Consider the following 13471-nt stretch of genomic DNA (forward strand, 5'->3'; position numbering starts at 1 on the left):
GACGAATGGCTAAAATTGAGGCAGAAATTACAAACAAAAAAGTCGGAATATTCAGAAAAAATAAAGTAGTTATAGAAAAATTAAATACGATTTTAATAGGGAGCATCATTCCCATTCTATTAATAACTGTATGGGAGCTATTGAGTAGAATCGGAGTCTTTCCTTCGTATCAGTTACCAGCTCCTACTACAATTCTTAATACGATTTATGAGATGGGTCTGGATGGCACGTTATGGTCCCACATTGGTGTTACTACTTATCGTGTATTCGCAGGCTTTCTTATCGGTACTGGTATAGCCGTAGTATTGGGAAGTTTTATTGGGTTTTATCAACGAGCGGAAAGGCTTTTTGATCCACTAATCCAGGCTTTTCGCTCGATTCCATCGCTAGCTTGGGTTCCGTTATTTATTTTATGGATGGGGATTGGTGAACCGTCCAAAATTACAATGATTGCTGTCGGTGTATTTTTCCCTGTCTATTTAAACATTGTTAGCGGGATTCATGGAGTGGATCGTAAGCTAATAGAGGTAGGAAAAATGTATGGCTTATCGACCTTTCAGTTAATTAGAAGAATTATATTACCAGCTTCGCTTCCTTCTTTTTTAGTAGGGTTACGAAGTGGGTTAGGTCTTGGCTGGATGTTTGTTGTAGCTGCTGAATTAATGGGAGCGAGTCAAGGTTTAGGATTTCTATTAACGTTTGGTCAAAATATGTCACAGCCAGATGTTATTTTAGCAAGTATTATATTATTTGCACTTATCGGAAAGCTAACAGATTGGTTATTAAAATTACTAGAACAACGATCGCTTCAATGGCAAGATCGCATTCAGGATTAGAAAGTGGTGAAAAAATGACACTCGTTTTAAATAAAGTTAGTCGATCCTTTGATGGGGTGGCTGCGGTGAAGGATGTTCACTTAAAGGTCGAAAAAGGGGAAATTGTTGGCCTACTCGGTACAAGTGGCTGTGGAAAGAGTACACTTTTACGTACGATTTCTGGTCTAGATACTGGTTATGATGGGGTTATTGAAATAAATGAGAAAACATCTAAACAAGTGAATGAAGAAACAGGATTCATTTTTCAAGAACCTCGTTTATTACCATGGTTAAATGTGTTGGAAAATGTCATGTTCGGTTTAGAAGGAAAACGAGCAGAAAAACTAGATAAAGCAAACCACATTCTTCAAAGCGTAGGATTGGCAGGAAAAGAAAACCTTTATCCGAAAGAGTTATCTGGTGGTATGGCTCAACGTGTGGCTATTGCACGATCTCTCGTCACTTCCCCTGAAATTTTATTATTAGATGAACCTTTTAGTGCACTTGATGCTTTTACAAAAATGCAGTTACAAGATTTCTTGTTAGATGTATGGAAGAAGTATCATACAACGATGATTTTAGTTACCCATGACATTGATGAAGCACTTTATTTATGTGATCGTGTTGTTATTTTAAGAGGCCAACCAGGTGAAATTGTAGAAGAATTAAAAGTAGAAGAAGCGCGACCTCGAAATCGTGGAAGTGAACAATTAGCGCAATTGAAATCAGATATTCTAACGGCTCTAGATTTAAATAAACAGTCCGTTTATTGAGAGAGGAGAGGTTTACTATGACATCATTGATAGATAACATACTCCCAGCACTACCAGGTAAGCATCATTTAGAGAATTACGAAGAGCTCTATTCATCGTTCCAGTGGGAAGAAGCGACGAAGCTTCTCTCGGGGAAAAAAGCTGGGAAAATTAACGCCGCGTATGAAGCGATTGATCGACATGTTGATGAAGGGTATGGCGATAAAATTGCTATCCATTATATTTCGGATGAGGAAACAGAGTCCTACACGTATAAAGATTTACAAGAAAAAGTGAATCACTACGCACGTGTGTTGAAACAACATTATAATGTGCAAAAAGGTGATCGAGTATTTATCTTTCTTCCAAAAAGTGTGGAATGTTATGTAGCGATATTTGCTGCCATTAAAGTAGGTGCGATTGCTGTCCCATTATTTGAAGCATTTATGGAAGACGCTATCAAGGATAGAGTAGAAGACTGCCAAGGAAGTCTCTTAATCTCAGATGAAACATTAAGTAAAAGAGTGCCAACTTCAGAACTTCCTTGTTTAGAGACAATTTTGCTAGTTGAAGATATCGAAAAAATTCAATTTTCTCCATCCGATATTAAAGCATCTGTTACAGAATGGATGGATGAGGAAGATGGATTTCTGATTCATTATACAAGCGGATCTACTGGTAAACCAAAAGGGGTACTCCATGCTAATCGAGCGATTAAACATCATGCTATTACAGGGAAATATGTTTTAGATATTCATGATGAAGATGTTTACTGGTGTACATCCCATCCTGGCTGGGTAACAGGTAGTGTCTATGGATTATTTGCACCATTACTTAATCGTGCAACAGTTGTCATTCATGGTGGGCGTTTTCTTGCGGAAGACTGGTATAAAATTATTGAAACGTTCCAAGTAACAATATGGTATAGTGCTCCAACAGCCTTTCGTATGCTTGTGTCAAAAGGAGATTTACACAAGGAATATAATCTTTCTTCTCTCCGACATATATTAAGTGTTGGCGAACCTTTAAATCCAGAAGTTATTCACTGGGCATGGGAAAATTGGCGAGTACGTATTCATGATACATGGTGGATGACAGAAACAGGCGGACATTTAATTGTTAATTTCCCGTCTGCTCCAATTAAACCGGGTTCAATGGGAAGACCATTCCCCGGGATTCAGGTTGGTATATTAGATACGAATGGTAATGAATTGCCTCGAGGAGAACTAGGTCAACTAGCAATAAAAGCACCTTGGCCTGGTATCATGCAGGAAATCTGGGGGAATAAGGAGAAATACGATTCTTATTTTCCGTACGATGGATGGTATGTATCTGGTGATTTAGCTTATCAGGACGAGGAAGGCTACGTGTTTTTCCAAGGTAGAGATGATGATATGATACAATCTGCTGGTGAACAAATCGGCCCGTTTGAGGTCGAAAGTAAATTGATCGAACATCCAGCAGTCCGAGAAGCAGGCGTAATAGGAAAACCTGATGCCATTCGTGGAGAGATCGTAAAAGCTTTTATTACCTTGCAAGAAGGATATGAAGAGTCCGAGCAGCTTCTAGAGGAAATTCGACTATTTGTACGAAATGAGCTTGCTGCACATTCAGCTCCTCGTGAACTAGAAGTAATGGCAGAACTTCCAAAAACAAAAATAAGCGGTAAAATACTTCGACGAGAACTGAAAAGATTAGAAATACAAAGGCAAGAAAATACGGAGTAATGAAGAAGAAAATCCGGACGTTTCCAGTGAAACGCTCGGATTTTCTTACTTTATGGGCATTTTATTGATGAAGAACGCATCAACATTAGATACATGTGCATCAAAATCGGATAACTCTCCTTAATATTAGATAACTACTTACAAAGATTAGATAACTCTAGTTAATATGAGATATGTTGTTTCAACATTAGATAAGTACCTATCAAAATCGGATAAACTACTTGAACCTATTACTAATATTGAGTATCTAATATTGAGCATATGTAATCCGATATTAAAATGGAGAATCCAACATTGGCTTGCCACTATCTGATGTTACATGGAGAAATCGCGTGTTGGCAACAGGTTATCAAATCTTAAATTCCTCAATCCAATCTTAGTGGAATACAATCCGATTTTAAACCCGCTAACCACAATACTTATTCAATCGCTTCTAAAGCGGTATTAGTCATTTCTTTTATAATCGCAGCAGACTCGTTAAATTTCTCTTGCTCCAGCTTGTTTAAAGGGAGTTCGATAATCTCTCGTATTCCTTCCTCGTTTATAATTGCTGGAACACCGATATAGATATCGTCTGTAGCATATTGACCTTCTAGTGAGGCGGAAACAGTTAGTATGGAGTTTTCATTATTCAAAATGGCACGAGTTAAACGAACCATTCCTAGCCCGATTCCATAATAAGTAGCCCCTTTACGATCAATTATTTCATATGCTGCATTTTTAACACGCTCCACGATATGTTTCATATCTGGATGGTTCGCAATGTCCTTCATTCCAGCATATCTGTCCATAGGAATTGCTCCTACTTGAGTATGACTCCATACAGGTAATTCTGAATCTCCGTGTTCCCCGATAATATATCCATGAACATTACGGATATCGATATGAAAATACTCTCCAAGCAGGTAACGGAATCTTGCTGTATCCAGTATTGTTCCAGTACCAATTACACGCTCCTTCGGTAGTCCAGAAACTTTTTGTGTAATATATGTCATGATGTCAACGGGATTTGTTGCAACGAGGAAAATACCATTAAATTTCGAAGCCATTACTTGGGTAACAATCTCTTTGAAAATCTTGGCGTTCTTTGTGACAAGATCTAAGCGAGTTTCACCAGGCTTTTGATTTGCGCCTGCAGTAATTACAACAAGGTCAGCATTATGGCAATCATAATAATCACCAGCTTTGATTTTCATTGGTGCACCAAAAGCCATACCATGGTTTAAATCGAAAGCCTCACCTTCTGCTTTATCTTTATTTACATCAATGAGCACTAATTCATTAACCAAGCCTTGATTGAGTAATGCATAGGCATAGCTTGTACCAACAAAGCCTGTGCCGATGATAACTACTTTTCTAAGTTTTGTCTCTTTCACTTTAATTCCCCCTAGTTAAGATTATTTACCTAATACTATACACTATTTGGCAATAAGAACCTATTAACAATCCATTTTCGGTACAAAATATTCGATATATTTTTAATTGTGATTTAAGATAGAAGTAAAATGAGGATAGGCGGATGATTGTGGAATTCGTTTTGTATATGAAAGAAAATTGCTCGCTATGTGAGGATGCGAAAGTGGTCCTCGATTTATTAAAGAACGAATATCTTTTTGAATATAGGGAAAAAGATATTTATACTGATGAAGAGTTATTAGAAAAATATCATCTTTCAATCCCTGTTCTAGAGTATCGGAATCACGTTGTTGACGAAGGAAATATCGACTATTTTGTTGTGGAAAATTTTTTGCGAAATAATAAATTATCAGAAAATAGTTGAGACATGTCGATTGTTTTGATAAAATAATTACAGGGACATATTTTTTTGTTCTAAGTGGGACGAAAAGTGACTAGGAGGGACAAAATATTCCCAGTAACTAAAGGAGCGTTTCCGATTGAAGGAATTAATTGATCTACAAGAAAAGTTGTTCCCAGATCTGTTAGCAGTTATGGAACGCCGTTACCGCATCATGCATTACATAAAGATGATGGAGCCTATAGGCCGAAGAAGTTTAGCAGATCACATGAACATGAAGGAACGTCTTATACGAAGTGAAATAGACTTCCTGAACAGACAAGGATTCTTGCATGTAACAGCAAAAGGAATGTCCTTAACTGTAGAAGGAAGTAACATCGTAGACAAATTGGCCAATTTCATTAATGGAATTTCCAGCTTTCATGTTTTAGAATCTCAAATTAAGGAAAGATTACATTTAGAACATGTAATTATCGTCCCAGGTAACAGTGATAATCAGCTATCTATTAAAGAAGATTTAGGAATAGCATGTGTCCAATTTCTAAAAGGTATATTAACTGCTAATCAAACCGTAGCTATAACAGGTGGAACCACGATGGCGCTCGTAGCGAAGCATATGAAAAGAGTCGAGCACGCAGAAAATTGTACATTTGTCCCAGCTCGTGGGGGGCTTGGTGAGCAAGTAGAAAACCAGGCGAATACAATTTGTGCAGAGATGGCAAAAAAAGCAAATGGTAATTATCGTATGCTTTATGTGCCAGATCCACTAAGTGAAGAAACCTATTATTCGATTATTGAAGAACCAGCCATTAAAGATACACTAGAGACAATACGTAAAGCAGATATCGTCTTACATGGAATTGGTGATGCAATTACGATGGCTAAACGACGTAAAGCTCCTGAACGAGTAATTGAAAAGCTCAAAAAGGAACATGCAGTAAGTGAAGCTTTTGGTTACTATCTCGATGAAGAAGGCGAAGTCGTTCACAAGGTGCGAACAGTAGGAATGCAATTAGAAGATTTGACACATCCTAAATATGTCATCGCGATAGCTGGAGGTAAATCGAAGGCAAAAGCCATTCGTTCTTATCTCCGACAAGGCATGAGTAACGTCCTTATTACAGATGAGGAAACTGCAGAAGAGTTATTAAAGGGATAAATAACACCCTTTAAATATATAAGTTTTATAATCTAAGGAGGAATATAGCATGGCAGTAAAAATAGGTATCAATGGATTTGGTCGTATCGGCCGTAACGTTTTCCGTCAAGCGCTAAAAAATAACGAAGTAGAAGTAGTGGCTGTTAATGATTTAACAGATGCGAATATGCTTGCACATTTGCTTAAATATGACTCTGTTCATGGCAAATTAGAAGAGGAGGTTTCTGTTAATGGAAACAACCTAGTTGTAGGCGGAAAAGAAATTCAAGTACTTTCTGAGCGTGATCCTGCTAACTTAACATGGGGTGACCTTGGAGTACAGGTTGTTATTGAATCTACAGGTATTTTCACTAAACGTGACGCAGCTGCAAAACACTTAGAAGCTGGCGCGAAAAAAGTAATCATCTCTGCACCTGCAACAGATGAAGATATTACTGTAGTTATGGGTGTTAACGAAGACAAATACGATCCAGCAAGTCATGATGTTATCTCAAACGCATCTTGTACAACGAACTGCTTAGCACCATTTGCTAAAGTACTTAACGACAAATTTGGCGTTAAGCGTGGAATGATGACAACTGTTCACTCTTACACGAACGATCAGCAAATTCTTGATTTACCTCATAAAGATTACCGTCGTGCTCGTGCAGCAGCAGAAAACATTATTCCTACTACAACAGGAGCTGCAAAAGCGGTATCTCTTGTATTACCTGAATTAGAAGGTAAATTAAACGGTATGGCTATGCGTGTTCCTACTCCAGACGGTTCACTTGTAGACTTAGTTGCTGAGCTAGATAAAGACGTTACTGTAGATGAAGTAAACAATGCATTCAAAGAAGCTGCAGAAGGAAACCTAAAAGGAATTCTTGGTTACTCTGAAGAGCCTTTAGTATCTGCAGATTACGTTGGAGATACTCATTCTTCTACTATTGATGCTCTTTCTACAATGGTAATGGAAGGTAACATGGTAAAAGTAGTTTCTTGGTATGATAACGAAATGGGTTATTCTTCCCGTTGTGTTGACTTAGCTATCTACCTAAACGAAAAAGGACTATAAGAAATATTTAGGGAGGGGGATATGTCCTCCTCCCATTTCCATTTTAAGCATATGTCAAGGAGGCGTCATAGATGAATAAGCTTACGATTAAAGATCTAGATGTGAAAGGCAAAAGAGTCTTTTGTCGCGTTGATTTTAACGTGCCAATGAAAGATGGTAACATTACAGATGAAACCCGTATTCAAGCAGCACTACCAACGATTCAATACTTATCTGAACAAGGTGCAAAAGTAATCTTAGCGAGCCACTTAGGCCGTCCAGGTGGAGAAGTGGTTGAAGAACTACGCCTTGATCCGGTTGCACAACGTCTAAGCGAGCTTTTAAATAAAGAAGTAACCAAAACAGACCAAGTTTATGGTGCTGAAGTAAACGAAGCAGTAGGTAACATGAATGATGGAGATATTGTTTTAATTGAAAACGTACGTTTCGAAGCTGGAGAAACAAAAAACGACCCTGCATTAGCAAAAGAATTTGCTAATATTGCTGATTATTTTGTGAATGATGCGTTTGGAGCGGCACACCGCGCGCATGCGTCCACTGCAGGTATTGCAGAACATGTAACTTCTGCTGCAGGATTCTTATTAGAAAAAGAGCTAGAAGTATTAGGTAAGGCTCTTTCTAACCCAGAAAGACCATTCACAGCTATCATTGGTGGAGCAAAAGTAAAAGATAAAATCGGTGTTATTGATAACCTTTTAGATAAAGTGGATAACTTAATTATCGGTGGAGGTTTAGCTTATACATTTGTAAAAGCACTCGGACATGAGATTGGGAAATCACTACTAGAAGAAGATAAAATCGAATTAGCAAAAGAATATATGGAAAAGGCAAAAGAAAAAGGTGTTCAGTTCGTTATGCCTGAAGACGTCATCGTTGCAGACGATTTTTCTGAAGATGCGAACACAAAAGTTGTTTCTATTGAAGAAATTCCAGCTGATTTGGAAGCATTAGATATTGGACCAAAAACACGCGAAAAATATGCTAAAATAATAGCGGATTCCAAATTAATTATTTGGAATGGACCAATGGGTGTATTTGAATTAAATGTTTTTGCAAATGGTACGAAAGCAGTTGGAGAAGCTCTTGCAGACTCAAATGGATACTCTGTTATTGGCGGTGGTGACTCCGCAGCGGCAGTAGAAAAATTCGGTTTAGCAGATAAGATGAGCCATATCTCTACTGGTGGTGGAGCTTCCTTAGAGTTTATGGAAGGTAAAGATCTTCCTGGTGTATCAGCATTAACAGACAAATAAATGAAAGGGGAGTTATTCATGCGTAAAAACGTAATTGCAGGAAACTGGAAAATGAACAAACTAATGGGAGAAGCTGTTCAGTTTGTGGAAGATGTAAAAGATCGTGTGCCTTCTAACGATAAAGTGGAATCCGTTGTTTGTGCTCCATTTCCTTATTTAACAACTTTAGTAGAAAAAGCTAAAAATACTGACGTACGAATCGCCGCACAAAATATGCATTTCGAAGATAATGGTGCTTATACTGGTGAAGTAAGTCCGGAAATGCTAAAAGATATTGGCGTTACTTACGTAGTCCTTGGACATTCAGAACGACGCGAGATGTTTGCTGAAACAGATGAAACAGTGAATAAAAAAGCACATGCTGCATTTAAGCATGGACTTGTTCCAATTATTTGTGTAGGTGAAACATTAGAACAAAGAGAAGCAAATGAAACAATGACTATCGTAGAAGACCAGGTGAAAGCTGCTCTTGCTGGATTAAGTGAAGAGCAAGTGAAACAATCAATCGTTGCATATGAGCCTATTTGGGCAATCGGTACTGGTAAAACAGCTACCTCAGAACAGGCAAATGAAGTTTGTACACATATTCGTAAAACTGTAGCTGCATCCGTTTCTGAAGCTGCAAGTGAAGCACTTCGTATTCAATACGGTGGAAGTGTAAAACCTTCTAATGTAGATGAATTATTAGCGCAATCTGATATTGATGGAGCGTTAGTTGGTGGTGCAAGCTTAGAAGCAGACTCATTCGTGCAACTTGTGGAGGCAGGTACAAAATGACAAATAAGAAATTAGCTGCTCTAATCATCTTAGATGGTTTTGCTCTCCGTGATGAAAAAATGGGGAATGCTGTACAGCAAGCAAATACGCCGAACTTCGACCGTTACTGGAACTCTTTCCCACACAATCAATTAACAGCAAGTGGGGAAGCGGTTGGCCTTCCAGAAGGACAAATGGGTAACTCAGAAGTAGGTCACTTAAATATTGGAGCAGGTCGGATTGTATACCAAAGCTTAACACGTGTTAACTTATCAATTAAAAACGGTGAGTTTTTCCAAAACGAAGTAATCATTAATGCTATTAAACGTGCCAAAGAAAAGAATAAAGCCCTACATATCTTTGGTTTACTTTCTGATGGCGGTGTTCATAGCCATATTGAACACATTTTCGCTACATTGAAGCTTGCTGCAGACTATGGCTTAAAAGAAGTATACCTTCATGGATTTTTAGATGGTAGAGATGTTGGACAAAAATCAGCAGCTACTTATCTAAGAGAACTAAATAATAAAATGAATGAATATGGCGTAGGGAAAATTGCCACACTATCTGGAAGATATTACTCCATGGACCGCGATAAGCGTTGGGATCGTGTTAAGAAGTCTTATGATGCGATGGTTTATGGAGAAGGACCTAAATACACGGATCCAATGGATGTTGTGGAAGATTCTTATGCAAATGAAATTTATGATGAATTTGTGCTTCCATCCGTCATGACTGACGCGAGTGGTAATCCTATTGCAACGGTTCAAGATGAAGATTCTATTGTATTCTGTAATTTCCGTCCAGACCGTGCAATACAAATCGCAAGAACGTTTGCGAATGAAGACTTTCGTGATTTTGACCGTGGAGAGAAATCACCGAAAGACATTTACTTTGTCTGTTTAACATTGTTTAGTGAAACTGTAGACGGCGTAGTTGCATATGAGCCAACAAACCTAGATAACACAGTTGGTGAAGTGTTAGCACAAAATAATTTAAAACAGTTACGAATTGCAGAGACAGAAAAATATCCACACGTTACGTTCTTTATGAGTGGGGGACGTGAACAAGAGTTTCCGGGAGAGACTCGTGTGTTGATTGATTCTCCAAAAGTAGCTACGTATGATTTAAAGCCAGAAATGAGTGCATACGAAGTAACAGATGCATTGTTAGCTGAATTAGATAAAGACGAACATAATGCTATTATTCTAAACTTCGCTAACCCTGATATGGTTGGTCATTCAGGAATGCTGGAGCCTACAATTAAAGCAATTGAAGCAGTTGATGAATGTCTCGGTAAAGTTGTAGATAAGATTCTAGAAAAAGGCGGAGAAGCCATTATCACAGCAGATCATGGAAATTCTGATGAAGTGATTACACCCGACGGTAGACCGATGACAGCTCATACGACAAATCCTGTCCCAGTAATTGTTACAAGAGCTGGAGCAGAACTACGAGACGGTGGGATTTTAGCTGATTTAGCACCAACGTTACTCGATATGTTACAAGTAGAAAAACCTGAAGAAATGACAGGCACAAGCCTGATTAAAAAATAATTTTACGTATAAAAGGAGAGTATTAATTATGCCATACATTACAGACATGCTTGCTCGTGAAGTATTAGATTCACGTGGTAACCCAACAGTAGAGGTAGAAATTTACACAGAATCCGGTGGTTTCGGTTCTGCATTAGTTCCAAGTGGTGCTTCTACTGGTGAATATGAAGCAGTAGAACTTCGTGACGGAGACAAAGAGCGTTATTTAGGTAAAGGTGTGCTTAAAGCAGTTCAAAACGTGAACGAAGTTATTGCACCTGAACTAATCGGTATCGACGTAACTCGTCAAGTTGTTATCGATCAAATTCTAGTTGAATTAGATGGAACAGACAACAAAGCTAAATTAGGAGCTAACGCTATTCTTGGTGTTTCGATGGCAGCAGCACACGCAGCGGCAGATTATTTAGGTCTACCATTGTATCAGTATCTTGGAGGATTTAACTCTAAAGTATTACCTACACCAATGATGAACATCCTTAATGGTGGAGAGCACGCTGACAACAACGTGGACATTCAAGAATTCATGATTATGCCTGTAGGTGCTGAAACATTCCGTGAAGCACTTCGTATGGGTACAGAAATCTTCCACAGCTTGAAAAATGTTCTTAGCTCTAAAGGACATAACACATCTGTAGGTGATGAAGGTGGATTTGCACCTAACCTAAAATCTAACGAAGAAGCTTTATCTACTATTATTGAAGCGATCGAAGCAGCTGGTTATAAGCCAGGTGAAGAAGTTAAACTTGCAATGGACGTAGCATCTTCTGAGTTTTACGAAGATGGTAAGTACAACTTGAAAGGTGAAGGTGTTGTACGTACTGCTGCAGAAATGGTTGACTGGTATGAAGAAATGGTTAACAAATATCCAATTATCTCTATCGAAGATGGTCTAGATGAAAACGACTGGGATGGCCACAAGCTATTAACAGACCGTATTGGCGACCGTGTACAGCTTGTAGGTGATGACTTATTCGTTACAAATACAGAGCGTCTAGCGGACGGTATTGAAAAAGGTGTAGGTAACTCTATCCTTGTAAAAGTGAACCAAATCGGTACACTTACAGAAACGTTTGAAGCAATTGAAATGGCAAATCGTGCAGGATATACAGCAGTTATCTCGCACCGTTCTGGTGAAACAGAAGATGCTACAATTGCTGATATTGCAGTAGCTACGAATGCTGGTCAAATCAAGACTGGTGCACCGTCTCGTACAGACCGCGTTGCGAAATACAATCAACTATTACGTATCGAAGAAGAATTAGGGGAAACAGCTGAATATGCTGGAAAAGCTGCATTCTACAACTTAAATAAATAATAGTAAGCATTATACGAAAGGTATGCCACTAGCTTGTGTGCATACCTTTTTTGTGTTAAAAATGTTATACTGAATAAGTAAATTTGAAAGAAGCTACGTTGAATAGAAGGGGAGAACTAACATTGAAGTACTGGAAAACATATACTGTAATTGCTCTCTGCTTGCTACTTTTTACTGCTTGTAGTAATGATGAATCGCAAAAACAAGAAGTGAAATTATATGCATCATCTAGCCTGAGTAATATGCTTACAAACATAGAAAAAGAACTAGAAGATGAATTTCAAATAAAGCTTATATTACATTTAAGAACGTCTGCACAGCTCATTGAGGATGTGAAGGATGAAGGACCTTTTGACTTATTTTTAACGCCTAGTCAAGCAGATATTGATGAATTGTTGAAATCAGGGCATTTAAGCGAGGGTTCCGTACAACAATTTACATACAATGATATCGTTTGTATTAATTATTATAATGATGCTGGGGTAAATTGTGACTTTGACAACCTTGATGAAAGAGTCCGCTTTATTTCCGTAGCTGATCCAGAGGCTGTCACGTTGGGGTCATATACGAAAGATTTATTAATAAATAAAAACCTATGGGATGACTGGGAAGAGCAGGAACAATTGATTTTTGCGGAGAGTGCTCCTAAGGCTTTTGATCAGGTCAATGGGGGAGATGCAGAAATTGGTTTTGTCTATGGTTCAGATGCACGTTTTTATCAATATCCGTATGTAGAAATGGACGAGCAACTTACAATTCCTTACATGTTAGCGATTAGTGAAGAAGCGAAGGATAATGAAAAAGTCCTTGAATTAAAAGAATGGTTTTTATCTGAAAAAGGTCAAGAAGTACTTGAGGAATATGGATTTATAACAGAATAAAACTTTAGCGAGTCTAGAACAAAAGTATTTAATCATGGTACAAAACGAACGATTCGATAGAATCAGTTCGTTTTGTGCACTTTTTATAATTACTTCGCTAAAACACTTCGCTTTCCGCAGGCAACGCCTCAACTAATTACAAAAGTTCAATTGAACTTTTGTAATGGATTTTCAGCTGTTGCTTTTCCTGCAGGAGTCTACGTGTTTTGGCTACGTAATTTATATCTCATTTTTTTACTAGTTCGCTATATATTGAAAAAAATAATTATCAACTGCATCGCATTATGCAGATACCTCCTTGTGCGTTTAATGTCAACCTCACTCTCTTGTTTAAACCGAGATAAGTCACGCATTTCATGATAGATATCAGGTTACTTATTGTTTCTATTCGAACATTTTGTTGATGCACTTATGCCAATTTATGTGTATCATGCTTGTCTGTTT

General features: G+C 38.0%; 12 protein-coding genes. 11 read left to right on the forward strand and 1 reads right to left on the reverse strand.

The window, feature by feature from the left end; all coding sequences use genetic code 11:
- Window positions 1–5 precede the first annotated feature (5 nt).
- From GGQ92_RS12605 to acsA, 3 genes are read left to right on the forward strand one after another with little or no spacing between them, the layout of a single operon-like run.
- Window positions 6–836 (forward strand): ABC transporter permease, encoded by an 831-nt coding sequence (locus tag GGQ92_RS12605; RefSeq protein ID WP_184249475.1) that lies wholly within the window; start codon window positions 6–8, stop codon window positions 834–836.
- A gap of 14 nt (window positions 837–850) precedes the next feature.
- Window positions 851–1588: an ABC transporter ATP-binding protein gene (locus tag GGQ92_RS12610; RefSeq protein ID WP_184249478.1), complete on the forward strand. Its 738-nt coding sequence runs from the start codon at window positions 851–853 to the stop codon at window positions 1586–1588.
- A gap of 17 nt (window positions 1589–1605) precedes the next feature.
- Window positions 1606–3294 carry an acetate--CoA ligase gene (gene acsA, locus GGQ92_RS12615; protein WP_184249480.1) on the forward strand — a complete coding sequence of 563 codons (1689 nt, stop codon included), beginning with the start codon at window positions 1606–1608 and terminating at the stop codon, window positions 3292–3294.
- 419 nt (window positions 3295–3713) lie between these two features.
- Here the strand turns inward: acsA and GGQ92_RS12620 are convergent, their stop codons facing one another.
- A complete protein-coding gene (locus tag GGQ92_RS12620) occupies window positions 3714–4670 on the reverse strand; it encodes an L-lactate dehydrogenase (protein ID WP_425486411.1) in 957 nt (318 codons plus the stop codon).
- Between the two features lie 143 nt (window positions 4671–4813).
- Here GGQ92_RS12620 and GGQ92_RS12625 point away from each other — a divergent pair, with 143 nt between their 5' ends.
- The 8 genes from GGQ92_RS12625 to modA all read left to right on the forward strand — a co-directional run bounded on the left by GGQ92_RS12625 (window position 4814) and on the right by modA (window position 13027).
- The gene (locus tag GGQ92_RS12625) at window positions 4814–5074 is read left to right on the forward strand and encodes a glutaredoxin family protein (protein ID WP_184249482.1); all 261 of its coding nucleotides are present in this window, start codon (window positions 4814–4816) and stop codon (window positions 5072–5074) included.
- Window positions 5075–5189: 115 nt separating this feature from the next.
- Entirely contained in the window at window positions 5190–6209 is a 1020-nt protein-coding gene (locus tag GGQ92_RS12630; RefSeq protein ID WP_281380463.1) for a sugar-binding transcriptional regulator, read from the forward strand.
- Window positions 6210–6258: 49 nt separating this feature from the next.
- Window positions 6259–7266 carry a type I glyceraldehyde-3-phosphate dehydrogenase gene (gene gap / locus GGQ92_RS12635; protein ID WP_184249485.1) on the forward strand — a complete coding sequence of 336 codons (1008 nt, stop codon included), beginning with the start codon at window positions 6259–6261 and terminating at the stop codon, window positions 7264–7266.
- 71 nt (window positions 7267–7337) lie between these two features.
- Entirely contained in the window at window positions 7338–8519 is a 1182-nt protein-coding gene (locus tag GGQ92_RS12640) for a phosphoglycerate kinase (protein WP_184249487.1), read from the forward strand.
- Window positions 8520–8537: 18 nt separating this feature from the next.
- Window positions 8538–9296, forward strand: a complete 759-nt coding sequence (gene tpiA, locus GGQ92_RS12645; protein ID WP_184249490.1) for a triose-phosphate isomerase — start codon at window positions 8538–8540, stop codon at window positions 9294–9296.
- A complete protein-coding gene (gpmI, locus tag GGQ92_RS12650; protein ID WP_184249493.1) occupies window positions 9293–10831 on the forward strand; it encodes a 2,3-bisphosphoglycerate-independent phosphoglycerate mutase in 1539 nt (512 codons plus the stop codon). Before tpiA ends, gpmI begins: the two co-directional genes overlap by 4 nt.
- A gap of 28 nt (window positions 10832–10859) precedes the next feature.
- On the forward strand, window positions 10860–12146 hold the full coding sequence (gene eno, locus GGQ92_RS12655; RefSeq protein WP_184249496.1) for a phosphopyruvate hydratase: 1287 nt from the start codon (window positions 10860–10862) through the stop codon (window positions 12144–12146).
- A gap of 122 nt (window positions 12147–12268) precedes the next feature.
- Window positions 12269–13027 (forward strand): molybdate ABC transporter substrate-binding protein, encoded by a 759-nt coding sequence (modA, locus tag GGQ92_RS12660; protein WP_184249499.1) that lies wholly within the window; start codon window positions 12269–12271, stop codon window positions 13025–13027.
- The last annotated feature ends 444 nt before the right edge of the window (window positions 13028–13471 follow it).

The sequence above is a fragment of the Gracilibacillus halotolerans genome (assembly GCF_014206945.1).
Classification (GTDB): Bacteria; Bacillota; Bacilli; order Bacillales; family Amphibacillaceae; genus Gracilibacillus; species Gracilibacillus halotolerans.